The following is a 24,899-nucleotide window of genomic DNA, read 5'->3' as shown; positions in this document are numbered from 1 at the left end:
ATGCGGGAATGCGGCGCACATTAGAGTTCTTGCGCCGCTTGCGGCGGGCCGAGGATTACGGCCTGCCGTCCCAGCGAAACCCGCGACACAGATGGCTTCGCGGGCTTTCGCTTGCCGTTGTGGTCGCGCTGACAGCCTCGGCGCTGGCCGGCGCGCCCGAGCCGGCCGGTCTCGCCACCAGCCGCACCGACCTGACGCCGAAGGATCTGGCGCGTGTCATCGCCATCACCAGGCCGACCAAGGATTTTTCCACGCCCGAGCAATTCGAGCCGATGCAGGGCGGCGCCGGCACGTCGCGGAAAGGCGTCAACAAGGACGCCTTCTCGCACGCCTCGACCAACATCACTTTCGAGGAAGAAGGCACCTTCAAGCTCGGCAATGCCATTTTCCGCAAGAACTGGGTGTCGTCGCCCTCCTCGACGCAGGCATCGGACGGGCTTGGTCCGCTGTTCAACGAGCGCGCCTGCCAGAATTGCCATCTGAAGGACGGCCGCGGTCATCCGCCGGAAGGTGACAGCGGGACCACCTCCATGTTCCTGCGGCTGGCGCGGCAGGCGAGCACCGAGGAAGAGAAAGCAGCGCTTGCCGATCGCAAGATGCTCAACTTCCCCGATCCGGTCTACGGCTCACAATTGCAGGATCTGGCCGTTCCGGGCCTTCGGGGCGAAGGCAGGATGCGTGTCGACTATCAGGAGCAAAAAGTCACGTTGCCGGACGGTACCGTGGTTTCGCTGCGCAAGCCGAGCTATTCGGTCGACGATCTTGCCAACGGGCCGCTCGATCCGCACACCACGCTGTCGCCGCGCATGACGCCGCCGATGATCGGCCTTGGCCTGGTCGAGCAGATCGCGCCGGCGGACATTCTCGCCCATGCCGATCCGGACGATCGTGATGGCGACGGCATTTCCGGCAGGCCCAACATCGTGCGTGACCGCAAGAGCGGCGAACTGACGCTCGGCCGCTTCGGCTGGAAAGGGCAGACCCCGTCGATCCGCCAGCAAGCGGCGGACGCATTCGCCGGCGATATCGGCATTTCGACGCCGGAAGTGCCGAAGCACTGGGGCGATTGCACCGCAGCTGAAAAGGCCTGCCTTGCCATGCCGAACGGCATGCAGCAGCGCCTTGGCCCGGTCGAGGCGCCGCCGCCGGTCGTGGACCTCGTCACCTTCTATTCGCAAAACCTCGCCGTCCCGGCGCGGCGCGACCTCGACAAGCCCCATGTGCTGGCCGGCAAGAAGCTGTTCTACGACATGGGCTGCATTTCCTGCCATACGCCGAAATTCGTCACCCGTCGCGGCACGCCCAACAAGGCGCAGGCCTTCCAGCTGATCTGGCCCTATTCCGACTTCCTGCTGCATGACATGGGGCCGGGCCTCGCCGACGGGCAGGCCGTGGGCGAGGCGACCGGCAGTGAATGGCGCACGCCGCCGCTGTGGGGCATCGGCCTTACCCAGATCGTCAATGGCAATAGCTTCTTCCTGCATGACGGGCGCGCGCGCACCTTGACGGAGGCGATCCTGTGGCATGGCGGCGAGGGGCAGGCGGCGCGCGACCGCTTTGCCGCCGCCGATGCGGCCGAACGCGACGCACTGGTCAAGTTCCTGGAGTCGTTTTGATGTCGAGGCGTCCAAGCAGGTTCCGCAAAAGTGTCCCACGGTGCGGCAAGAACCTGCAACAAACAAAAGAATCCAAGCAGGCGTTCGTGGGCCAGCCTACGAGTGCCTGCTTAGCGCTCGCCCTGGTTCTCCCGCTGGTCCTCGCCAGCGCTTTGCCGGCGTCCGCCGCAGTCAAGGCCTCCGACGTGATCCAGCGGGCGATCGACGGCTTTGTCCGCCCGGCCTATGCACGCCTGCATGATCATGCGGACAGTTTGACCAAGGCAATGCGCACGCTTTGCGACGCGCCCTCGCGGGAGCGTCTCGATGCGGCGCGCGCCGAATTCTCCGGCACCGTGGATGCCTGGTCGGTCGTGGAGATCATCCGTATCGGACCGATCACGCAGGACAACCGGCTGGAGCGCATGCTGTTTTGGCCAGACCGCAAGAGCATCGGCCTGAGGCAGGTGCAGGCGGCGCTGGCCAATAAGGATCAGACCGCCGCCGATCCTGCCCAGCTGGCGGCAAAGAGCGTCGCCATGCAAGGGCTCGGTGCGCTGGAATTCGTGCTTTATGGCGATGGCGCGGAAACGCTGGCCGGCAAGGACGATCCCTATCGCTGCGCCTACGGCGCGACCGTCGCCGGCAACATCGAGACGATTGCCGCCGAGGTCAGTGATGCCTGGAGCAAGCCCGACGGCTTTGCCGCGCTTTGGGCCAATCCGGGGCCGCAAAATGCGCTCTACCGCGACGGCACGGAAGCGGTGACCGAACTGGTCGGCGTCTTCATCAACGAGTTGGAAATGGTCCGCGACGTGCGTCTGAAAGGCTTTCTGGGCAGCAATCCGGAATCCGACAAGCCGAAACAGGCGATCTACTGGCGTTCGCAAAACACGACGCGTTCGCTGACCGGAAATCTTGCCGGCATGGACGCGCTGTTCCAGGCCTCGCAGCTTGGCGACGCGCTGTCGCCCGATGCACGTTGGATGGCGGAATCGATCCATATCCAGCTCGTCAACGGGGCCGCCGACGCCACGGCCGTCAGAGGTCCGATCGACAGGGCGCTCGCCGACCCGGCGCTTCGCCAGAAGCTCGACCACTTTTCGCTGGTGACATCCAGCCTGTCGACCCTGATCGGCACCAGACTGACCGCCGAATTCGGCCTGACCGCAGGCTTTTCGTCGCTGGACGGTGACTGAGCATGATCCCAAAAAGTTGCAGACTTTTGGACAAGGTCATGCTCGAACGGAGATTGCATGCGCACGCCGCTGATCGATCGCCGTGATTTCCTCAGGGCCGCAGGCGTTGGCTTTGTGGCGGCCATGGCGCCGTCCGCCTGGGCGAAGACGCTTAGCACGGACGCCGTCTTCGCCACCGCTTTCGTCAAGCGTGACGGCAGCTATGGCGCGGCCATCCTGTCCGAGGCCGGCACGGTCCTGCATGTCATCGATCTGCCCGACCGCGGTCACGACGTCACCTTCGATCCGGTGTCGAAGCGCTCCGTGGTCTTTGCCAGGCAGCCAGGCACTTTCGCGGTGGTTTTCGACCACACCGGCCGCGACGAGCCGCTGACCATTGCCAGCATCAGTGGACGGCATTTCTTCGGCCACGGCGTGTTCTCGACCGACGGTGCCCTGCTCTACGCCACCGAGAACGATTTCGACAACGCCGCCGGCGTGGTCGGCGTCTACGACGCGGGTGCTAAATTCCGGCGCGTCGGTGAGTTCCCGACCTACGGCATGGGTTCGCATGAGCTTCTGCTGCTGGGTGACGGCAGGACGATTGCCGTCGCCAATGGCGGCATCGAGACGCATCCGGATTTCGGCCGCGCCGAGCTCAACATCGCGACGATGAAACCTTCCTACGTGCTGGTCGACCGCCTCACCGGCGATCTCGTCGAAAAGCACGAACTGCCGCCGACGCTGCACCAGCTTTCGATCCGTCACATGGATGCCGATGAATCCGGCACGGTCTGGTTCGGCTGCCAGTACAGGGGGCCGGGCGCCGATCGTCCGCCACTGGTCGGCCGCGCCGCGCACGGCAGGGATCTGCAACTGCTCGACATGCCGCAGGGCGTGCTTTCGGGCTTCAGGAACTACATCGGCTCGGTCGCCGCCAATACCGCAGCAGGCACCGTCGCCGTGTCCTCCCCGCAAGGCAACTCGCTTGCGGTGATCGATGCGGCCAGCGGCCGGGTCGTCGCCACCAGCGCGCTGGCCGAGGTCTGCGGCGTGGCGCCCGAGGGGACGAGCTTCATGGCGACGACGGGTACCGGCGAAATCGTCGAAGCGGGCGGCGCGACACGGTCCGAACCCGACTATGTATGGGACAATCACATGCTGCGCATCGAGCTGGCCGGATAGCGCGGCATGGTTCCCCAACGGCTACGTTCGCCAGAACTTACCGTCCTCAGGCGAAGCAAAGCCGCCAAACGATTTATGCAATATCCCCTTGCGGCGATGAGCCATGGCGGGCACAGGGGAGTTGTTTTTCGAACAGCTGTACCCGAGCGGGTGCTCCAACCGGTCGCCTCATGAAGTTGCTTGCCATCGACTGTGCCGCCAATCTCTGCGCCGCCTGTGTCTACGACACAGCGGCCAGGAACGAGCTCGGCCGCTCGGTGCTCGATCTCGGCAAGGGCCATGCCGAGCATTTGATGGCCGTGATCCAAGAGGCGTTGAAGACCGGCAGGACCGACTATGCCGGCCTCGGCGTCATTGCTGTCTCCACCGGCCCGGGCTCGTTCACCGGCTTGCGCGTCGGCGTCTCGGCGGCGCGGGGGCTGGCGTTGGCGCTGAAAATTCCGGCGATCGGCGTGACGACTCTGGAAGCCCTGGCAGCGCAAGCGAGAGAGACATTTCCCGGCCGCGCCGTGCTGGCCGCGCTCGACGCCGGCCATGAGGAAATCCACGCAGCATTTTACGACGAAGTGTCGGTTCTGCGCTATGGTCCGGCCGCGACCACGCTTGCGCAAGCTGCCGCCATGGCTGCGGATAGTTCTCCGGTTCTTGCCGGCACGGCGGCAACGCAAATCGCCGCCTCGGCCGGGTGCGCCTTCGACATCGGCCCGACAGCGGCCACTGCGGATATCGCTATCTATGCCCGGCTGGCCGCCACCCAAAGTGCTGGTAAAAAGCGCGAAGGCGAAAAGCCGAAACCGCTCTATCTGCGCGGCGCGGACGCCAAGCCGCAGGCGGGCTTTATCCTGTCCAGGAAGAAAGCCGGGAAGAAGAACTGATGCGCATTCCTTTCCTCCAGCCTCGCCGCAGGGACTATGCGCTCGGGCCGCTGACGATTGCCGACAGCCCGGCCGTGTCCGTGCTGCATCGCGAGGATTTCGTGCGGCCGTGGACCGACGGCGAGTTTGCCGCCTTGCTCGAGCAGGACACGGTGTTCGGCTATGCCGCACGCGAGACCGGACAGGGCGCCAAGCCGCCGGTCGGCTTCGTGCTGGCGCGCCTGGCTGCCGGCGAAGGCGAGATCCTGACTGTCGCGGTGGCGCGCTCCCATCGCCGCCAGGGGCTCGGCTGGCAATTGATGGACGCGGTGCTGCGCGAACTGCACGCGCAACGCGCCGAGGCGCTTTTCCTCGAGGTCGACGAGACCAACATCGCTGCGATCGCGCTCTACCGGCGGCTTGGGTTCCGCGAGGTCGGCAAGCGTGCCAACTATTACAGATCGCCCGAGCACGGCCCGACCGGCGCGCTTGTCATGCGCCGCGATCTTCGCTAGCCAGCGTTCCGGGGTTCTCTATGATCAAAAAAATCAGGATTTTCCTGGCGCTGGGCCTCGTTGTCGGCGGCTCGTTGGTCCTCGTGCCATTGCAGATCCTGTCGATGAAGACCGGGCTCTGGCGCGAGACGTTCATCCTGAAGATCTGGCACCGGCTGATCGTCAGGTCATTGGGCATGCGCATCCATGTCAAGGGGACGCTGTCCGGCCAGCGCCCTCTACTGGTCGCGTCGAACCACATCTCCTGGACCGACATCATGGTGCTGGGGTCCATGGTCGACGTGAAGTTCATCGCCAGGGCCGATATGGCCGGCTGGCCGTTGATCGGCATGTTGTCGAAGTTGCAGCGTACCGTCTTCATCGAGCGCGAGCGCAAGCGTTCGTCGAGCGACCAGGCCAGCGAGATTGCCAACCGCATAGCCAAGGGTGACGCCATGGTGCTGTTCGCCGAAGGCTCGACCGGCGACGGCAACATGATCCTGCCGTTCAAGAGCACGCTGTTCGGCGCAGCCTCTATGGCGATTTCGGAAGGAACGGCCGAAACAGTCTTCATCCAGCCGGTGGCGATCGTCTACACGCGCCTGCATGGCGTGCCGCTCGGCCGCAGGCACCGGCCGATTGCCGCCTGGATCGGTGATGAGGATCTGGTGCCGCATCTCAAGGTTCTGATGGCGGAAGGCGGGCTCGATGTCGAAGTGCATTTCGGCGAGCCGGTCGCCTTTTCCAAGGGCTCCAGCCGCAAGGAAACGGCGAGGCTGATGGAAAACCAGGTGCGTGACATGGTGCAGGCGGCGCTCGCCGATCCGCGCCCGAGCCGATAGACCGGAAGGGCTCATGCACAAAATCAAGTGCTAAGGCGTCCTGCGCGTCCAAGAGGTTGCGCGGCGCCGTTGAACAGAATCGTCTGTTTTTTGTCACGGAAAGGCGTTAGAAGCCGCCAGATGGAATTGACTACGATAGAACGGGACGACATCAACACTGCCGCCGAAGCTGCGGTTGTGCCGTCTGCAGCGGCCAAGAAGGTCTTCGTCAAGACTTATGGCTGCCAGATGAACGTCTACGATTCGCAGCGTATGACCGATGCGCTGGCCGCCGACGGCTATGTGGCGACGGACGCCATCGGCGAAGCCGATCTCGTGCTGCTCAATACCTGCCATATCCGTGAGAAGGCGGCGGAGAAGGTCTATTCCGAACTCGGGCGCATTCGTGAGATGAAGACCGAACGGGCTCAGGCCGGCCGCGAGATGCTGGTCGGTGTCGCCGGTTGCGTGGCGCAGGCGGAGGGGTCCGAGATCATCCGCCGCTCGCCGGCCGTCGATCTGGTCATCGGCCCGCAAACCTATCACCGGCTGCCGCATGTGCTGGCGCGGGTGCGCGGCGGCGAAAAGATCGTCGAGACCGACTATGCCGTCGAGGACAAGTTCGATCACCTGCCGCGGCCCAAACGCGCCGAGATCATCAAGCGTGGCGTTACCGCGTTCCTGACCGTGCAGGAAGGCTGCGACAAGTTCTGCACCTTCTGCGTCGTGCCCTATACCAGAGGCTCGGAAGTGTCGCGGCCGGTGGCGCAGATCGTTGCAGAGGCCGAGCGGCTGGCGCAAGCCGGCGTGCGCGAGGTGACGCTGCTCGGCCAGAACGTCAATGCCTGGCATGGGCAAGGCGAAAGCGGCGACGAATGGGGCCTCGGCCGCCTGCTGTTTAGGTTGGCCGAGATCCCGGGGCTTTCGCGGCTGCGCTACACCACAAGCCACCCGCGCGACATGGACGAGGAATTGATCGCCGCCCACCGTGATCTGCCGGCGCTGATGCCCTATCTGCATTTGCCGGTGCAATCGGGTTCGGACCGCATCCTCAAGGCGATGAACCGCAGACATACGGCAAAGGACTATCTGATGCTGCTCGACCGGATCCGCTCCGCGCGGAGCGACATCGCGCTTTCGGGCGATTTCATCGTCGGCTTTCCCGGCGAGACGGATGCGGATTTCGAGGCGACGATGGAACTGGTCCGCCAGGTGAATTACGCCTCGGCCTTCTCGTTCAAATATTCGCCGCGCCCCGGCACGCCGGGCGCCGAGATGACCGATCATGTGCCGCAAACCGTCAAGGACGAGCGCCTGCAGCGGCTGCAGCTGCTGCTGCTGAAGCAGCAGCAGGATTTCGGCGCGAGCCTGGTCGGCAGCACCATCGACACGCTGATCGAGAAGCCCGGTCGTCAGGCCGGTCAGAAGGTCGGCCGCTCGCCGTGGCTGCAGCCGGTTATTGTTGATGAAAAGGCCGGCGAAATCGGTGAGATTATCCAGGTACGAATCACGAAGACGGGTTACAACAGCCTGTTCGCCGAATTGGCCTGAAGGTCTCGGCAGATGAGGAGAGACGGTTGAGCGCTGCGGAAGTGAAGAACCTGCCCCAGAACCTACCATCGGGGGCTTCGGATATGGCGCACATCGTTCTGACTTTCGACAACAACAAGCTTGCCAGCGCCCTTTATGGCCAGTTCGACGAGAATCTGGCCAGGCTTGAGCAGAAGCTTGCCGTCGATATCCGCTCGCGCGGCAACCAGTTGACCATCAAGGGTTCCGCCTCGGCCGCCGAGCAGGCGCGCCGCGCCCTGGACAATCTCTATGGCATTCTCCAGAAAGGCGCCGACATCGGCCAGTCGGACGTCGACGGCGCCGTGCGCATGGCGATCGCCGCCGACGACCAGCTGACGCTGCCGACGCTGGAGCGCAAGGGCAAGGTGTCCGCTGCCCAGATATCGACTCGTAAGAAGACGATTTATGCCCGTTCGCTCAACCAGGACGCCTACATGCGCGCGTTGGAGCGGTCCGAGCTTGTCTTCGGCATCGGCCCGGCCGGCACGGGAAAAACCTTCCTGGCGGTGGCGCATGCGGCGATGCTGCTCGAACGCGGCATGGTCGAGCGCATCGTGCTGTCGCGGCCGGCCGTCGAGGCCGGCGAGCGGCTTGGCTTCCTGCCCGGTGACATGAAGGAAAAGGTCGATCCCTATCTGCGGCCGCTCTACGACGCGCTTTACGAGATGATGCCGGCCGACAAGGTCGAGAGGGCGATTGCCGCCGAGGTGATCGAGATCGCGCCGCTGGCCTTCATGCGCGGCCGCACGCTGGCGCATGCCGCCGTCATCCTCGACGAGGCGCAGAACACCACGCCGATGCAGATGAAGATGTTCCTGACCCGCCTCGGCGAGAACTCGCGCATGATCGTCACCGGCGATCCGACCCAGATTGACCTGCCGCAAAACACCAAATCCGGTCTGGTCGAGGCGCTCAGGATCCTCGACGGCGTCACCGGCATGGTGACGGTCCGCTTCAACGAAGGCGACGTCGTCAGGCACCCGCTGGTCGCCGAGATCGTCAAGGCCTACGACCGCGACGGCAAGCTGGCCCGGGGCCTGGACGCCGAAGGCTAGTGCATGTCGCCCGAAAGTGCGCAGCGGTTTTGGCGAATCCGATGCTCAAACGAAAAGATCGAGCGGCGGCGCGGTGCGGAGCGAAAGTCAGCCGCTCCAGTATGACGATGCAGCTGCATGGCTGAGGACAGAAGGTCTGGCGGCGGGGATATTCCGGTTCCCGTCGACATCGATATTGCGGTCGAAGCAGGCGACTGGCCCGATGAGGCCGCGCTGACGCGGCTGGTCGATCGCGCGGTTGCCGCTGCTTTTGCCGAAACCGGCGCGGCCGGGACTTCCGAACTCAGTATCGTCTTTTCTGACGATGCCCATATCCGCAGCCTCAATGCCGACTGGCGCGGCAAGGACAAACCGACCAACGTCCTGTCTTTCCCGGCTTTTCCGCTCGCGAAGGGCGGCCCGTTGCCACCCATGCTGGGCGATATCGTGCTGGCCGCCGAAACGGTCGCGGGGGAAGCCGCACTGGAAGACAAGCCCGTCGACAACCATATCACCCATCTCGTCATTCACGGCCTGCTGCATTTGCTTGGCTACGATCACGAGACCGATGCCGAGGCCGAGGAAATGGAAGCCGTCGAGCGCGCGGCACTTGCGAGACTTGCCATTCCCGATCCCTACGCGTAACTAAAAAGATCAAATGACCGGACGACGATGAACGACAAACCAGAGACTGCCGCCCGCCCAGACGCCGGCAGTGCGATCAAGCCATCCGAACAGACGGAAGAGGGCTCGAGTCCGAGTACCATGACCGGCAGCTTCGCCAGCGAGCCATCGCCTGCCGGTCCGTCCCTGTTCGATCGCGTGCTCGGCCTGTTCAGGCAACGCAACGGCACCAGCCTGCGCGAGGAGATCGCCGACGCGCTTGCCGAAACGGCTAGCGATGCCGGATCCTTCTCGCCCGGCGAACGCGCCATGCTCAACAACATCCTGCGCCTGCGCGAGGTGCGCGTCGAGGACGTCATGGTGCCGCGCGCCGACATCGAGGCGGTCGAGATCACGACGAATCTTGGCGATCTTCTGGGACTGTTCGAGCAGTCCGGCCATTCCCGCATGCCGGTCTATTCGGAGACGCTCGACGACCCGCGCGGCATGGTCCACATCCGCGACGTGCTCGCCCACATCACCAAGGTCGCCCGCGTCAGGAAGGGCAGGACGACCAGGAAAGCCGCCGCCACGCTTCTCGATCTCGCCAAGGTCGATCTCGCGCGCACAATCGGCGACCTGAACCTTATCCGCCCGGTGCTTTTCGTGCCGCCGTCGATGCTCGCCTCCGATCTCATGGGTCGGATGCAGGCGATGCGCACCCAGATGGCGCTGGTCATCGACGAATATGGCGGCACCGATGGTCTGGCTTCGCTCGAGGATATCGTCGAGATGGTGGTCGGCGACATCGAGGACGAGCATGACGACGACGAGCCGATGATCACCCAGACCGCAGAGGGGGTGTTCGTCGTCGACGGCAAGGCCGAGATCGACGATGTCGCCAAGATGATCGGCGAGGATTTCGCCGCCGGCGAGCATGGCGAATATGTCGACACGATCGGCGGCATGATCTTCAACACGCTTGGCCGTGTTCCGGCCCGCGGCGAAGTGGTGCAGGCCATCCCTGGCTTCGAATTCCATGTGCTGGACGCCGATCCTCGCCGCGTCAAGCGCGTGCGCATCGTCGAGACTCCGAAGGGCGAGCGTCGTCGGCGTGCCGTCCGCGCCGAGCAGGCTTGAAAGACGCAGCTCGCCCGATGACGGTCGACGACCCGTTCAAGCACTCGACCTTGGGCTCCGGCGTATTCTACAAGGATCGGCGCGCCGCGTTGATCTGGCTCGAAAAGGCCTTCGGCTTCGAGCCGAGCATGGCGGTCAGCGACGCCGACGGCAGGCTCGTCCATTCCGAGATGCGGTTCGGCGACGGCTATATCATCGTCGATTCCGAATGGGCCGACCATGTAGCCAGCCCGGCCTCGGTCGCGGGCAAGAACACGCAGTCGGTCTATGTGCGCCTCAAGGACGGCATAGACGCCCACTGCGATCGTGCAAGGGCGGCGGGGGCCGGGATCGTCCAGGAGCCTGCCGACCAGTTCTACGGTGAACGGCAGTACAGAGCGCGCGATCCTGAAGGTCACGTCTGGACCTTTTCCCAGACCGTACGTTCCATTCTTCGTAAGGAAGCCGAGCAGTTGAGCGGTTTGCTGATAGAGGGCTGGCACCGATAGCCGCGATAATCGGATCGCGCTCATCCGGGTTTGGAGCGTAGACCGCAGCCTGATAAATCTTGCTCGTGATTCGCACGACTCGGAAGCACTGATGCAGCGCCTGGCCGGCCGGATAATTCTGCTATGGGGTTGGCGACGCGCGCTTGCGGCGTTTCTTGCCGGGGCGCTGACGGTTCTTGCCCAGGCGCCTTACGACTTCTTCGCCGTCTGTTTCGTTTCGTTTCCGTTGCTGGTCTGGCTCCTCGACGGCGCGATCGGCGAGGCCTCCGATGGCTGGCTCCGGCGTCTGCGGCCGGCTTTCGCCATCGGCTGGTGGTTCGGCTTCGGCTATTTTCTTGCCGGCCTGTGGTGGGTCGGGTCGGCACTTCTCGTCGAGGCCGACAGTTTCGCCTGGGCGCTTCCCTTCGCAGTGGTCGGAATTCCGCTGGTGCTCGCCTTTTTCTACGGCTTCGCGACAGCGGTTGCCCGGCTGCTGTGGAGCAACGACATCGGCCGCATCGCTGCCCTGGCCTTCGGCTTTGGCCTGGCGGAATGGCTGCGCGACTTCCTGTTCACCGGCTTTCCCTGGAATGCGATCGGCTACGCGGCGATGCCGGTGCCTTTGCTGATGCAGAGCGTGTCGGTGACCGGCATGGTCGGCATGAACGCGCTGGCAGCCTTCGTCTTCGCATTGCCGGCGCTGCTTGCGGCACGCCGGCATGTCCGTCTGGGTGCTACCCTGCTTGCCGCTCTCGTCGCGACCCATGTCGGCTTCGGCTATCTTAGGCTTACTGCTCCGGAGAAGCCGGCCGAGCGCACTCTCGATGTCCGCATCGTGCAGCCGGCGGTCGACCTCAGCGAGAAGTGGGATGCTTCGGTGCGCGACCGCATCTTCGCCACCATGATGGGGCTCTCGGCCAAGACGCCGGAACCTGGCGTTGGCAAGCCGCAATTGATCCTGTGGCCGGAAACCTCCGTGCCGTTTCTTTTCACGGAACGTCCCGATGCGCTGACCGCGCTGGGAGAGATGCTTGGCGACGGCCAGATGCTGATCGCCGGCGTCGTTCGGGAGGAGGGTGGCTCGGCGGCAAATGCCGGCACGCGGTACTACAATTCCGTGGTGGCGATCGACGACAGGGGTGAAATCACCGACGCCGTCGACAAGGTTCATCTGGTGCCTTTTGGCGAATATCTGCCTTTCACCGACCTGCTTGGCCGCTTCGGGCTCGAACAGCTCGTCGCCGGGCCGATGACTTTCGCGGCGGGCAATGAGCGGCATCCGATCGCGCTGCCCGGTGGTATCCGCGCGCTTCCGTTCATTTGCTATGAAGTCATCTTCCCTGATCTGGTGACAGTTGACGTTGCGTCAGCCGAGCTTATTGTGAATGTCACGAACGACGCGTGGTTCGGTGACACGCCCGGTCCATACCAGCATTTCAGGCAGGCGCAGATTCGTGCGGTGGAGAACGGGGTGCCTTTGTTGCGCGCAGCCAATAACGGCATTTCCGCCGTAGTCGATCCGCGCGGACGCATCCTCGACGCACTGGCGATCGACGCGCGCGGAGCCATCGATGCCCATGTGCCGATTTCCAATCAAGCCATCGTCTCCTCCGGTCAAAGACGCGTTAACGGACTGCTGATCATGTTGGTGCTTGTCCTGGCCTCGTGCACATTGAATGTAAGGCAAAGGCTACGGGTGAATTGACAGTCGACACATTAGAAACTCATACTGTAAGCGCCTGAAATTTCTCGAAGTCGGTATGTCGTTCTGTTGGGGCACTGGCCGCCGGCGTTGTTTGGGCAGGAAAAAACACAAAAAGCCGGAAAAATTCGGCGAGGAAAAAATGACAGAAGAGAACAAGAAGAAACCGAATCCGATCGACATCCATGTCGGAAGTCGCATCAGGCTTCGCCGCAACATGTTGGGAATGAGTCAGGAAAAGCTGGGCGAGAACCTCGGCATAACGTTTCAGCAGATACAGAAATACGAAAAGGGGACAAATCGCGTCGGCGCCAGTCGTTTGCAGGCAATCGCCTCGATACTCGGTGCGCCTGTCGCTTTCTTTTTCGAAGACGCGCCGGGTCAGGAGGCCGTGGGCAACCGCGGATTTGCCGAGGATACATCGATGGCTTTTGCCGTCGAATTCTGCGGCAGTCCTGAAGGTCTTCAACTCAACCGGGCTTTCGTCAAGATCGCCGACGTAAAGGTACGTCGCAAGATCATCGAGCTTGTGAAGGCGCTTTCCGCCGACGAAGTCGATTGATTGGACCGATTTGGCAGCTCGCCGAAAAAGGTCGAAAATGGCGGGGCCCGTCGTAGCGGCACGCAAAAATTCTCGGGGTTTCGTGCGACGTGGAATTTGCATTGCGTAGGCATGCCCAAGAAGGGATCGATTTTGCTCGACGCCCGTCCTCAAAATCTTTTTCATTTGCGAGTTGGAGTTAGCCACGCTGGCGGTATCGTGCCGCTGGTCACAGTGGGTAGCCGGTCACAGTGGTACAAGATAATAGCGCGATTTTGGTGCCAGAACGGCTGCATCGCTTGACGAGCGGCGCCCGGCACCGCTAACACGTGGCGCGCCAATCGGCAGCTTGCCGATGTTTTTTCAAGAGGGGACACCCGTGACGCGGCAAAATTACCTATTCACCTCGGAATCCGTTGCCGAGGGTCATCCCGACAAGGTCTGCGACCGTATCTCCGACGAGATCGTCGATCTGGTTTATCGCGAGGCCAGAAAGGCCGGCATGGACCCCTGGAAGGTCCGCGTCGCCTGCGAAACGCTGGCAACCACGAATCGCGTCGTCATCGCCGGCGAGGTGCGCGTCCCCGAGACCCTGCTCAAGAAGGACAAGGCCGGCAACATCCTGATGGATGCCGCCGGTCATCCAATCGTCAATCCGGCGAAGTTCAAGTCGGCCGCCCGCAGGGCGATCCGCGAAATCGGCTACGAACAGGCCGGTTTTCACTGGAAGACGGCAAAGATCGAGGTTCTGCTGCACGGCCAGTCGCCGGATATCGGCCAGGGCGTCGACAATGCCTCCGACCGACAAGGCGAGGAAGGGGCCGGCGACCAGGGCATCATGTTCGGTTATGCCTGCCGCGAGACGCCTGATCTGATGCCGGCGCCGATCTATTACAGCCATAAGATCCTCGAACTGCTGGCCGCCGCGCGCCACGAAGGCCACGGCGATGCCGGCCGGCTCGGCCCGGATGCCAAGAGCCAGGTCACCGTCCGCTATATCGACGGCAAGGCGGCGGAAGTGACGCAGATCGTACTGTCCACCCAGCACCTCGACGCGGACTGGGATTCGAAGAAGGTCCGCAAGGTCGTCGAACCCTATATCCGCGAGGCATTGGGCGAGCTGAAGATCGCCGACAGCTGCAACTGGTACATCAACCCCACGGGCAAGTTCGTCATCGGAGGCCCCGACGGCGACGCCGGCCTGACCGGCCGCAAGATCATCGTCGATACTTACGGCGGTGCTGCGCCTCATGGCGGCGGTGCTTTTTCCGGCAAGGACACCACCAAGGTCGACCGTTCCGCAGCCTATGCGGCACGTTACCTCGCCAAGAACGTGGTTGCGGCCAAGCTCGCCGATCGCTGCACCATCCAGCTTTCCTATGCCATCGGTGTTGCCCAGCCGCTGTCGGTCTATGTCGACTTGCACGGCACCGGCAAGGTCGACGAGGCAAAGCTCGAGCAAGCGCTGCGCACCGTAATGGACCTGTCGCCGTCCGGTATTCGTCGTCACCTCGATCTCAACAAGCCAATTTATGCCAAGACGTCGTCTTATGGCCATTTCGGCCGCAAGGCCGGCCGCGATGGGTCCTTCTCCTGGGAAAGGACCGACCTGGCCAAGGCGCTCAAGGAAGCACTCGCCGAAACGACCGCCGAAGCAGTCGCCGCCTAACCACGGCGCCGTGGGTCTGAAAGAAGTGGATCCGAAAGAAATGGATCCGAAAGATCGGCCAAGCCGCGCGACCGAGGCATTTTTCGGTCGCCGGCGCGGCAAGGCCATCCGTCCGCAGCAGGCGGCGGCGCTGGAAAGCGGCTTCGGCACCTACCGCCTCGATCTGACGGCTGAGCCGCCGGCCCAAATGCGCAGCCTGTTCGAAGCGGATGTCTGCGCCATACATCTCGAAATTGGTTTCGGCGGCGGCGAGCACCTGCTGCATCGGGCGACGGCGGCTCCTGAAACCGGTTTTGTCGGCGTCGAGCCTTTCGTCAACGGCATGGCCAAGCTGATGATGGCGGTCAGGAAACGGCCGCTTGCCAATCTTCGGGTCTATGACGACGACGCCACCCGCCTGCTCGACTGGCTTCCGCAAGCCTCGCTCGATGGCATCGACCTTCTCTATCCCGATCCCTGGCCGAAGAAGAAGCACTGGAAGCGCCGCTTCGTCAGCCCGGTCAATCTCGACCGTTTAGGGCGTGTCCTGAAGTCAGGCGGAAAATTCCGCTTTGCGTCCGATATCGACAGCTATGTGAACTGGACGCTGCTGCACTGCCGAGCGCACGATGGGTTTGCGTGGCAGGCTGAAGATGCGGCCGACTGGCATCGGCCCTATGAGGGTTGGCCGGGTACGCGTTATGAGGCGAAGGCCGTTCGCGAAGGCCGGCGGCCGGCCTATCTTACCTTCGTCCGAAGATAGGCATGTTCGACAACGCTTATCGCGCGCTCTGCCATGGACGAGGACCAGAGATTACCCCTCGTCTTTCGTCAGCCCTAGTAGCGGCCGATCTTTTCGAAGGCAGCCGGATCCATGCCGAGATTGCGCAGATCGTGCGCGCGCGGTCTGCGGCCGGCTTCGACGGCCCGCGAAGCGGCGACGGCGCTGCCGAACACGGTGAAGAAATCGCCGATGGCCGAGAAAACCTTGCGGTTGGTCATGATTATGCCCTTTCGCCTGCTGCAACGCGTGTTGAATTTGTGCAGCGCAACATAGATAGGTGCGTACTCGCTGATATCACAGGCACGTTGCCGCATGGCCGCCATGCACCCTGTGCAACACTGCCGCCGCCTCACACACAGACAGAAAACCGGACAACTCGTGTGCTACATAACCCGGACAACTCATCTGCTTACGACAGGCTCTGCATGCGGACTTGAAACAACGGCCGCGATCGTCTATATCAGCCTCAAATTCTTGGTCGGTATGGCGAAGAGTGGGTCCACCCGGTCCCGCTCTTTTTTATTACCTGCCGACCGCCCACGAACGAGCGACAGAGATCGAATGGCAACGACGGCAAGCGATAGCGACGACCGCATCATCCGCGAAAGCGGCATCGATGCGCGCATCGCGCTGATCGTGCAGCCGGTCCTTCGCGCCATCGGCTTCCGCCTTGTCAGGGTGCATCTGTCGGGCCAGAACGGGCTGACGCTGCAGATCATGGCCGAGCGCGAAGACGGCACCATGACCGTCGAGGATTGCGAAGAGGTCAGCCGGGCGGTATCGCCGGCGCTCGATGTAGATGATCCGATCGAAAAGGCGTATCATCTCGAAGTGTCGTCGCCCGGTATCGACCGGCCGCTGGTCCGCAAGTCGGATTTCGCGACCTGGACGGGCCATCTGGTGAAGATGGAAACGTCTGTCCTTGTCGCCGACCGCAAGCGCTTCAAGGGCAAGATCGGCGAGAGCGATGCGGACGGCGTGCTGATCGAGCGCGACAAGGCGGCCTATGGTGAAGAGCCGGCGGTGCGCGTGCCTTACGATGCGATCGCGGAAGCACGGCTGATCCTGACCGACGATCTCATCCGCGATGCACTGTCGAAGGACAACAGGGCGCGCAAGGAAGCCAGGAAACGCCGCGGCGAACCCGAAGATGCGCCAAAGGGCATGCAGGCGGCGGGCGCGGAAGACGAAACCGAACAGGAAATGTGATTGGGCTGCCGGGCGCGAAGGCTCGGCAACAAGCTCGGGAGAAAAAAGATGGTTGTAAGCGCCAACAGGCTTGAACTGCTGCAGATCGCCGACGCGGTCGCGCGTGAAAAGTCGATCGACAAGTCGATCGTCATTGCCGCCATGGCCGATGCGATCCAGAAGGCGGCGCGCTCGCGCTACGGCCAGGAAACCAACATCCGTGCCGACATCAATCCGAATACCGGCGAGATGAAGCTGCAGCGGCTGATGGAAGTGGTCGAGAACGTCGACGACTATGCGACGCAGATCGCCATCTCCTCGGCGCGTGAGCGCAATCCCGACGCCCAGCTCGGCGACTTCATTGCCGAACAGCTGCCGCCGATGGATTTCGGCCGCATCGCCGCCCAGTCGGCCAAGCAGGTCATCGTGCAGAAGGTGCGCGAAGCCGAGCGTGACCGCCAGTATGACGAATACAAGGACCGCATCGGCGAGATCGTCAACGGCACCGTCAAGCGAGTCGAATACGGCAACGTCATCGTCGATCTCGGCCGTGGCGAGGCAATCATCCGCCGCGACGAACTGATCCCGCGCGAGAACTACAAATATGGCGATCGCGTTCGCGCCTATGTTTATGACGTGCGCCGCGAGCAGCGCGGTCCGCAGATCTTCCTGTCGCGCACCCATCCGCAGTTCATGGCGAAACTGTTCACCATGGAAGTGCCGGAAATCTATGACGGCATCATCGAGATCAAGTCGGTCGCCCGCGATCCGGGTTCGCGCGCCAAGATTGCCGTCATCTCGCGTGACAGTTCCATCGATCCGGTCGGCGCCTGCGTCGGCATGCGGGGCAGCCGCGTTCAGGCGGTGGTCGGCGAATTGCAGGGCGAGAAGATCGACATCATTCCGTGGTCGCCTTCTGCCGCTTCCTTCATCGTCAACGCGCTGCAGCCGGCCGAAGTCGCCAAGGTCGTGCTCGACGAGGACGCCGAACGCATCGAGGTCGTGGTGCCGGACGACCAGCTGTCGCTGGCCATCGGCCGTCGCGGCCAGAACGTCCGGCTCGCCTCGCAGCTCACCGGCTGGGATATCGACATCCTGACCGAGCAGGAAGAGAGCGAACGCCGCCAGAAGGAGTTCGTCGAGCGCTCGGCACTGTTCATGGACGCGCTCAACGTCGACGAGATGGTCGGCCAGGTGCTCGCCTCCGAAGGCTTTACCAGCGTCGAGGAAGTCGCCTATGTCGATGCCGACGAAATCGCGTCGATCGACGGCTTCGACGAGGACACCGCCTCGGAAATCCAGGCCCGCGCCCGCGAGTATCTGGAGAAGATCGAAGCCGAGCACGACGACAAGCGCAAGGCGTTGGGCGTCGAGGACGAGTTGCGCGAGATTCCCGGCGTGACCACTGCCATGATGGTGACGCTCGGGGAAGACGGCGTGAAGACGATCGAGGATTTCGCCGGCTATGCAGCCGACGATCTGACCGGATGGAAGGAACGCAAGGACGGCGAGACGAAAGTGTTCCCCGGTGTGCTCGCCAATCACGGCGTGTCGCGTGCCGATGCCGAGCAGATGGTGCTGGCCGCCCGCCTCAGGGCCGGCTGGATCACCGAAGACGAGCTTGCAGCCGAAGACGTGCCGGCTGACGAAGCCGTTGGTGCGTGAGGTGAAACCGCATCGCACACAACCCGCCCTTGGACGAGATGAACGATCGCACTTGCATCGTCACGCGCAGACAGGCCGAACCGGATGAACTGATCCGTTTCGTCGTCGGCCCGGATTCGGCCGTCGTTCCGGATATCAAGAAAAACCTGCCCGGTCGCGGTTGCTGGGTGACCGCCGACCGCCTACATATCGACAAGGCGGCAGCGAAGAACCTGTTCGCTCGCGCGTTCAAGGCGCAGGTGGCTGTGCCGACCGATCTCGGCGGCATGGTCGACGGGTTGCTTTCCAGATCCGCTCTGGGGATGCTCGGTCTTGCCCGCAAGGCAGGCGCGATCGCGCTCGGCGCCACCAAGGTCGAGAGCGCGGTGCGTGGCGGGCTGGCGCTTTTCGTGCTCCATGCAGCCGAGGCGTCCGATGACGGCGTGCGCAAGATCAGCCAGGCGCGGCGGGCAACCGTCCACCTCGGCGGTCCCGCCATCCTTGCCTACAAACTTTTCTCCGAGGCCGAGTTGAGCTTGGCATTGGGGGGCACAAATGTGATACATGCTGCCGTTCTCGCGGGAGACGCGGGCAGGGCGGTCCAGAAGCGCATGGTTGCGCTCGACCGGTATCGGGGCGGTTCCCCGGACGATCTGGCAATGCTTGCGGCCGTTGCTGACGAAGATGATGCCGCAGAGGATATGGAATGAGCGATACGAAATCGGGCGATGACAAGACGTTGAGTGTTACGCCGAAGAAGACCTTGACGCTGAAGCGCCCCGGTATGGAACAGGGCACCGTGCGCCAGAGCTTCTCGCATGGCCGCACCAAAGCGGTCGTGGTCGAGACCAAGAAGCGCAAGTTCTCGCTGCCCGGTGACAAGCCGGAGCCGGCCGCTGCCCCTGCGTCCGTCTTCACGCCGAAGCCGCCGGTCGCAGCAGCGCCCGCTGTGCAGGAGGCGCCTAAGGCGCCGCCGCCTCCGCCCGTCGAACGCGGCGGCATGGTGCTGAACGAATTGTCGCGTAACGAGATGGAGGCGCGCCGCCGGGCTCTGGAGGGTTCGAAGGTGCGCGATGTCGAGGATCGCCAGCGCGCCATCGAGGAGGCCAAGCGCCGCGCCGAGGAGGAAGAGCGCCGCCGTCGTGAGCGCGAGGAATCCGCGCGCCGCCAGGCCGAGGAAGAAGCCAGGTTGCAGGCCGAGGCCGAGTCCCGCCGGCGTGCCGAGGAAGAAGCGCGCCGCCGCGCGCCGCTGGCCGCAGAACTGGCGACAGTCGACGACGAGGACATCAAGCCGAAGCGGGCCGGCGCCGGTGCCCCGGTGCGCCGTCCGGTCACGCCTGAAGTGGCGCGTCCGGCCAAGCCGACCAAGGGCGAGGAAGATCGCCGCCGCGGCAAGCTGACGCTAAATGCGGCACTTTCCGATGAGGATGCGCGGGCTCGTTCGCTGTCGTCGATGCGTCGGCGCCAGGAGAAATTCAAGCGCGCGCTGCATAACGAACCGCGCGAGAAAGTCATGCGCGAAGTGATTCTGCCCGAAACCATCACCATCCAGGAACTGGCGCAGCGCATGTCCGAGCGCGCTGTCGATGTGGTCAAGTTCTTCATGAAGCAGGGCCAGATCCTGAAGCCGGGCGACGTCATCGACGCCGACACCGCCGAACTGGTCGCCACCGAATTCGGCCACACGGTTCGCCGCGTTGCCGAGTCCGACATCGAGGAAGGCCTGTTCAACATCGCTGATCGTCCCGAAGATCTCGAGCCGCGTCCGCCGGTGGTGACGATCATGGGCCATGTCGACCACGGCAAGACGTCGCTGCTCGATGCAATCCGCAGCGCCAATGTCGTGTCCGGCGAGGCCGGCGGCATCACCCAGCATATCGGCGCCTATCAGGTCGAGAAGAATGGTCACAAGATCACCTTCATCGACACGCCCGGCCACGCCGCCTTCACTGCGATGCGCGCCCGTGGCGCCCAGGCGACGGACATCGCCATCCTCGTGGTTGCGGCCGACGACAGCGTGATGCCGCAGACGATCGAATCGATCAGCCATGCCAAGGCGGCCGGCGTTCCGATCATCGTGGCGATCAACAAGATCGACAAGCATGACGCCGACCCGCAGAAGGTGCGCTCGGAACTGTTGCGCCACGAAGTCTTCGTCGAATCGATGGGCGGCGAGGTGCTGGACGTCGAAGTGTCGGCGACCAAGGGCACCAATCTCGACAAGCTGCTCGAAGCGATCCTGCTGCAGGCCGAAATCCTCGACCTGAAAGCAAACCCCGACCGCACCGCCGAGGGCGTCGTCATCGAGGCCCAGCTCGACAAGGGTCGCGGTCCCGTCGCCACGGTGCTGGTGCAGACCGGCACGCTGATGCCCGGCGACATCCTTGTTGCCGGCAACGAATGGGGTCGGGTGCGCGCGCTGGTCAACGACCGCGGCGGGCAGATCAAGGAAGCGCCGCCGGCGATGCCGGTGGAAGTGCTCGGCCTGCAGGGAACCCCGCAGGCCGGCGACCGCTTCGCCGTGGTCAACAACGAGGCCCGCGCCCGAGAGATCACCGAATACCGCCAGCGCCTGGCGCGCGAGAAGGCGGTGGCCAAGCATGCCGGCCAGCGTGGCTCGCTCGAACAGATGATGTCGCAACTGCAGACGAGCGGGCTGAAGGAATTCCCGCTGGTCATCAAGGGCGACGTGCAGGGCTCGATCGAGGCGATCAGTGCGGCGCTGGACAAGCTCGGCACCGACGAGGTGCGTGCGCGCATCGTCCATGCGGGTGCTGGCGGCATCACCGAAAGCGATGTGTCGCTGGCCGAAACATCGGGTGCCGCGATCATCGGCTTCAACGTACGCGCCAATGTGCAGGCGCGCGCGGCTGCCGCCGCGGCGGGCATCGAGATCCGCTACTACTCCATCATCTACAATCTCGTGGATGACGTGAAGGCGGCGCTCTCCGGCCTGCTTTCGCCGGAGCGTCGCGAGACCTTCATCGGCAATGCGGAGATCCTCGAGATCTTCGACATCACCAAGGTCGGCAAGATCGCCGGCTGCCGTGTCACCGAAGGCAAGGTCGAGCGCGGTGCGGGCGTTCGCCTGATCCGCGACAACGTCGTCATTCACGAAGGTACGCTGAAGACCCTGAAGCGCTTCAAGGACGAAGTTGCGGAAGTCCCGGGCGGCCAGGAATGTGGCATGGCCTTCCAGAACTATGAGGACATGCGCGTCGGCGACGTCATCGAGTGCTTCCGCGTCGAGATGGTGACCAGGACGCTCTGAGTTCGAGTATTCTGTCGTCCAAACAAAGATAGAGCCTGATCCATTCCGATTTTCTCGGGTGTATCAGGCTCTAAACCATATGAGACATGACGTACGGTCCCATCCCGTGCCTCATGATTTCAGGATCAGGAAAATGCCCCGTTCATCCACATCAGGCCCATCCCAGCGCATGCTGCGCGTCGGCGAACAGGTGCGCCATGCGCTGTCGGAAACCTTGCAGCGCGGCGAGATCATCGATCCGTTGATCGAGAATGCGGTGGTTTCGGTCTCGGAAGTGCGCATGTCGCCCGATCTGAAGATCGCCACCGCCTTCGTTTCGCCGCTCGGCGTCAAGGACACCGACGCGGTGGTCGAAGCGCTCAACAAGCACGCGAAATTCGTGCGCGGCCGCGTCTCCGGCGCGCTCCGGCAGATGAAGTACATGCCGGAGTTCCGTTTCCGGCTCGACACCAGCTACGACAATTTCCAGAAGATCAACGAATTGCTGCACTCGCCCGAAGTGGCGCGTGATCTCGGCCCGGATGCTCAGATTGACGACCAGAATAAAGACAACGACAAGGACGAAAAATAGTGGCGCGTCGCGGCAAGAAGAAGGGCCGGCCGATCTCTGGCTGGCTGGTGTTGGACAAGCCCGTCGGCATGGGTTCGACCGAAGCCGTCTCCAAGATCAAGTGGCTGTTCCAGGCGGAAAAGGCCGGCCACGCCGGCACGCTCGACCCGCTCGCTTCGGGCATGCTGCCGATCGCGCTCGGCGAGGCGACCAAGACCGTGCCCTATGTCCAGGACGGCGCCAAGGTCTACCGCTTCACGGTCGCCTGGGGTGAGGAGCGTTCGACCGATGATCTCGAAGGGCCGGTGACGAAAAGTTCCGACCAGCGTCCAGCGGAAGCCGAAGTGCTTTTGCTGATGCCGAAATACACCGGCGTCATCATGCAGACGCCGCCGCAATTTTCGGCCATCAAGATATCAGGCGAGCGCGCCTACGATCTTGCCCGCGACGGCGCAACGGTCGACATCCCGGCGCGGGAAGTCGAGATCGGCCGTCTCGACCTGATCGAGCACAATGCGGATCGCACCATTTTCGAGGTCGAATGCGGCAAGGGCACCTATGTGCGCTCGCTGGCTCGTGACATGGGCCGCGACCTCGCCTGTTTCGGCCACATCGCCGAACTGCGCCGGATCGAGGTCGAGCCGTTCACGCAGGAAGACTTCGTCACCATCGCCGAGCTGGAAGCCGCCCGTTTCGGCGAACAGGGCGAGAGTTCGAATTCGGCGGACACGGGGGATGCGCCAATCGACTTCGACGCCATCGATGCGCTTCTGGTCGATACATCAGCAGCACTCGACTGCCTGCCGCAGATCGCGATCAGCGACGATGCCGCAACAAAAATCCGTCTCGGCAATCCGGTCATCATCCGTGGCCGCGACGCGCCGGTGGAAGCCGAGGAAGCCTGCGCCACGGCGCGCGGCAAGCTGGTCGCCATCGGCGCCATCGAGCAAGGCATGTTCAAGCCGAAGCGGGTCTTTGCCGCATGAGTCCCGTCGTCTAATCTCGATCAGACGTGACATCCGAGGGGCACATGGCAAAGGCCGAGACGATCAAGAGGCGGGCGCCGGCGACAACACGGCGGCCGCCAATCGGCGCATCACCTGGCACGCTGATCGCCGATCCGGAGGCGCGCCGGACCGAACTGCGGCTGACGCTGATCTCGCCCGACAGGTCCAAGACGATCGACAACGCCAGCATCAATGACGTCAACGCCAATTGCGACACATGGCCGGTCATCTGGCTCGACTGTACCGGTCTCGCCAACATCCCGCTGATCGAGGAGATCGGCCGAATTTTCAGCCTGCATCCGCTGGCGCTGGAAGACGTCGTCAACACCGGCCAGCGGCCGAAAGTGGATTTCTTCGAGGACCATGCCTTCGTCGTCGTCAGGATGATCGACGACGTCACCGCGCATCGTTACGAGCAGATCGCGGTCTTCTTCGGCAGGAACTTAGTCGTCACCTTCCAGGAGCACGAAGGCGATCCGTTCAATCCCGTGCGCAAGCGCATCGAAAGCTCGATGCCCAACCGGTTGCGCACACGCGGCGCAGACTATCTCGCCTATGCGCTGATCGACGCCATCGTCGACAGCTATTTCCCGCCGGTCGAGACTGCCGGCGAATTGGTCGACAGTATCGAAGATCAGATGCTGCGCGCGGCGGACAAGCACCAGATGCGGCGGCTTCACGAGTTGCGGCGCGACGCCAACGTGCTGAAGGGGGTGCTTTGGCCGATGCGCGATGCGCTGGCGACGCTGATCCGCAGCGACGTGCCTTATGTGAAGGCCGAGACCAAGATCTTCCTGAACGACACGCTCGATCATTCGCTTCGGCTGATAGAACTGGTCGAAACTCAGCGCGACATGCTGACCGGTCTGATCGAGATGCATCTGTCGCTGAGCCAGGCGCGCACCAGCGACGTCATCAGCGTCCTGACGATCGTTTCGGCGATTTTCATCCCGCTCACGTTCATCGTCGGCGTCTGGGGTATGAATTTCGATCCAGAGAGCTCGCCGTGGAACATGCCAGAGCTGAAAGCCTACTACGGCTACCCGGCAGCGCTCTTGTTCATGGCTGTTGTCGCGATAAGCCTGGTTGCCTTCTTCAAATGGAAGAAGTGGCTTTAGCGTAAGCTGAAAATCTCCATTTCTTTGGCGAAAGCCGTGAGAAAGCCGGCTTGTGAATTGGGCTGGTGTTTTTGCCGGAATTGCACTATATGCGCCGCAGCATCGTGCAATGACGCGTTGCTTGTACCGGCCCCTGCTGGACGACATCCCGGCCGAGGGCGTCCCGTTTCCTCAAACAGATAAGGAAAAACACGATGTCGATTACTGCCGAGCGCAAGAAGGAATTGATGGGTGAATTCGCAACCGCCAAGGGCGATACCGGGTCTCCGGAAGTCCAGGTGGCCATCCTTTCCGAGCGCATCAAGAACCTGACCGACCATTTCAAGGACCACAAGAAGGATAACCATTCCCGCCGTGGTCTGCTCGCTCTCGTCTCCCAGCGCCGCAGCCTGCTTGATTATCTCAAGCGCAAGGATGACGCGCGCTATCAGACGCTGATCGAGAAGCTCGGTCTGCGCCGTTGACGAATTGACCGGCGGGTTCTTTCGAGGGCCCGCCGGTCG

At 63.2% G+C, this 24,899-nt stretch carries 24 protein-coding genes; 23 read left to right on the top strand and 1 reads right to left on the bottom strand.

Annotated elements, in window-relative coordinates:
- The first annotated feature begins 8 nt into the window (after positions 1-8).
- From AC0NID_RS02530 to trmB, 15 genes are all read left to right on the top strand, one after another.
- Positions 9-1,616 (top strand): di-heme oxidoreductase family protein, encoded by a 1,608-nt coding sequence (locus AC0NID_RS02530; protein WP_473450525.1) that lies wholly within the window; start codon positions 9-11, stop codon positions 1,614-1,616.
- A gap of 86 nt (positions 1,617-1,702) precedes the next feature.
- A complete protein-coding gene (locus AC0NID_RS02525) occupies positions 1,703-2,794 on the top strand; it encodes an imelysin family protein (protein ID WP_473450523.1) in 1,092 nt (363 codons plus the stop codon).
- A gap of 57 nt (positions 2,795-2,851) precedes the next feature.
- On the top strand, positions 2,852-3,958 hold the full coding sequence (locus AC0NID_RS02520) for a DUF1513 domain-containing protein (protein WP_473450521.1): 1,107 nt from the start codon (positions 2,852-2,854) through the stop codon (positions 3,956-3,958).
- A 170-nt stretch (positions 3,959-4,128) separates the two neighbouring features.
- Entirely contained in the window at positions 4,129-4,833 is a 705-nt protein-coding gene (gene tsaB, locus AC0NID_RS02515) for a tRNA (adenosine(37)-N6)-threonylcarbamoyltransferase complex dimerization subunit type 1 TsaB (protein WP_473450519.1), read from the top strand.
- Complete coding sequence (rimI, locus tag AC0NID_RS02510; RefSeq protein ID WP_473450517.1) at positions 4,833-5,327, top strand: ribosomal protein S18-alanine N-acetyltransferase; 495 nt, start codon at positions 4,833-4,835, stop codon at positions 5,325-5,327. Before tsaB ends, rimI begins: the two co-directional genes overlap by 1 nt.
- Positions 5,328-5,347: 20 nt before the next feature.
- Positions 5,348-6,148: a lyso-ornithine lipid O-acyltransferase gene (olsA, locus tag AC0NID_RS02505; RefSeq protein ID WP_473450515.1), complete on the top strand. Its 801-nt coding sequence runs from the start codon at positions 5,348-5,350 to the stop codon at positions 6,146-6,148.
- Positions 6,149-6,376: 228 nt separating this feature from the next.
- Positions 6,377-7,678: a tRNA (N6-isopentenyl adenosine(37)-C2)-methylthiotransferase MiaB gene (gene miaB, locus AC0NID_RS02500; RefSeq protein ID WP_474033461.1), complete on the top strand. Its 1,302-nt coding sequence runs from the start codon at positions 6,377-6,379 to the stop codon at positions 7,676-7,678.
- Positions 7,679-7,761: 83 nt separating this feature from the next.
- Positions 7,762-8,754, top strand: coding sequence for a PhoH family protein (locus tag AC0NID_RS02495; protein WP_473451473.1), 993 nt, complete (start codon positions 7,762-7,764; stop codon positions 8,752-8,754).
- Positions 8,755-8,871: 117 nt separating this feature from the next.
- A complete protein-coding gene (ybeY, locus tag AC0NID_RS02490) occupies positions 8,872-9,378 on the top strand; it encodes an rRNA maturation RNase YbeY (protein WP_473450512.1) in 507 nt (168 codons plus the stop codon).
- 27 nt (positions 9,379-9,405) lie between these two features.
- On the top strand, positions 9,406-10,476 hold the full coding sequence (locus AC0NID_RS02485; protein ID WP_473450510.1) for a hemolysin family protein: 1,071 nt from the start codon (positions 9,406-9,408) through the stop codon (positions 10,474-10,476).
- Positions 10,477-10,493: 17 nt separating this feature from the next.
- On the top strand, positions 10,494-10,964 hold the full coding sequence (locus AC0NID_RS02480) for a VOC family protein (RefSeq protein WP_473450508.1): 471 nt from the start codon (positions 10,494-10,496) through the stop codon (positions 10,962-10,964).
- Between the two features lie 91 nt (positions 10,965-11,055).
- Positions 11,056-12,648: an apolipoprotein N-acyltransferase gene (gene lnt, locus AC0NID_RS02475; RefSeq protein ID WP_473450507.1), complete on the top strand. Its 1,593-nt coding sequence runs from the start codon at positions 11,056-11,058 to the stop codon at positions 12,646-12,648.
- Positions 12,649-12,787: 139 nt separating this feature from the next.
- Positions 12,788-13,207, top strand: a complete 420-nt coding sequence (locus tag AC0NID_RS02470) for a helix-turn-helix domain-containing protein (protein ID WP_473450505.1) — start codon at positions 12,788-12,790, stop codon at positions 13,205-13,207.
- A 334-nt stretch (positions 13,208-13,541) separates the two neighbouring features.
- Positions 13,542-14,855, top strand: a complete 1,314-nt coding sequence (gene metK / locus AC0NID_RS02465) for a methionine adenosyltransferase (RefSeq protein ID WP_473450503.1) — start codon at positions 13,542-13,544, stop codon at positions 14,853-14,855.
- Between the two features lie 40 nt (positions 14,856-14,895).
- The gene (gene trmB / locus AC0NID_RS02460; protein ID WP_473450501.1) at positions 14,896-15,597 is read left to right on the top strand and encodes a tRNA (guanine(46)-N(7))-methyltransferase TrmB; all 702 of its coding nucleotides are present in this window, start codon (positions 14,896-14,898) and stop codon (positions 15,595-15,597) included.
- Between the two features lie 74 nt (positions 15,598-15,671).
- Here the strand turns inward: trmB and AC0NID_RS02455 are convergent, their stop codons facing one another.
- A complete protein-coding gene (locus AC0NID_RS02455; protein WP_473450500.1) occupies positions 15,672-15,836 on the bottom strand; it encodes a hypothetical protein in 165 nt (54 codons plus the stop codon).
- A gap of 343 nt (positions 15,837-16,179) precedes the next feature.
- On the opposite strand from AC0NID_RS02455, the gene rimP reads away from it, so the two are divergent.
- The 8 genes from rimP to rpsO all read left to right on the top strand — a co-directional run bounded on the left by rimP (position 16,180) and on the right by rpsO (position 24,860).
- Positions 16,180-16,827, top strand: a complete 648-nt coding sequence (gene rimP / locus AC0NID_RS02450; RefSeq protein WP_473450498.1) for a ribosome maturation factor RimP — start codon at positions 16,180-16,182, stop codon at positions 16,825-16,827.
- A 48-nt stretch (positions 16,828-16,875) separates the two neighbouring features.
- Entirely contained in the window at positions 16,876-18,471 is a 1,596-nt protein-coding gene (nusA, locus tag AC0NID_RS02445) for a transcription termination factor NusA (RefSeq protein ID WP_473450496.1), read from the top strand.
- A 38-nt stretch (positions 18,472-18,509) separates the two neighbouring features.
- Positions 18,510-19,160, top strand: coding sequence for an RNA-binding protein (locus AC0NID_RS02440; RefSeq protein ID WP_145715302.1), 651 nt, complete (start codon positions 18,510-18,512; stop codon positions 19,158-19,160).
- Positions 19,157-21,721 carry a translation initiation factor IF-2 gene (infB, locus tag AC0NID_RS02435; protein ID WP_473450494.1) on the top strand — a complete coding sequence of 855 codons (2,565 nt, stop codon included), beginning with the start codon at positions 19,157-19,159 and terminating at the stop codon, positions 21,719-21,721. Before AC0NID_RS02440 ends, infB begins: the two co-directional genes overlap by 4 nt.
- Before the next feature lie 133 nt (positions 21,722-21,854).
- Positions 21,855-22,292, top strand: a complete 438-nt coding sequence (gene rbfA, locus AC0NID_RS02430) for a 30S ribosome-binding factor RbfA (protein WP_473450492.1) — start codon at positions 21,855-21,857, stop codon at positions 22,290-22,292.
- Positions 22,292-23,257, top strand: a complete 966-nt coding sequence (gene truB, locus AC0NID_RS02425) for a tRNA pseudouridine(55) synthase TruB (RefSeq protein ID WP_473450490.1) — start codon at positions 22,292-22,294, stop codon at positions 23,255-23,257. The genes rbfA and truB overlap by 1 nt, the downstream gene beginning before the upstream one ends.
- A 44-nt stretch (positions 23,258-23,301) precedes the next feature.
- Positions 23,302-24,396, top strand: a complete 1,095-nt coding sequence (gene corA / locus AC0NID_RS02420; RefSeq protein WP_473450488.1) for a magnesium/cobalt transporter CorA — start codon at positions 23,302-23,304, stop codon at positions 24,394-24,396.
- A 179-nt stretch (positions 24,397-24,575) separates the two neighbouring features.
- Entirely contained in the window at positions 24,576-24,860 is a 285-nt protein-coding gene (gene rpsO, locus AC0NID_RS02415) for a 30S ribosomal protein S15 (RefSeq protein WP_407660271.1), read from the top strand.
- Positions 24,861-24,899 lie beyond the last annotated feature (39 nt).

It is taken from the genome of Mesorhizobium sp. WSM4821 (assembly GCF_055901555.1).
Note: the sequence above shows the minus strand (reverse complement) of the source record. Positions and strands in the feature narration are given on the sequence as shown.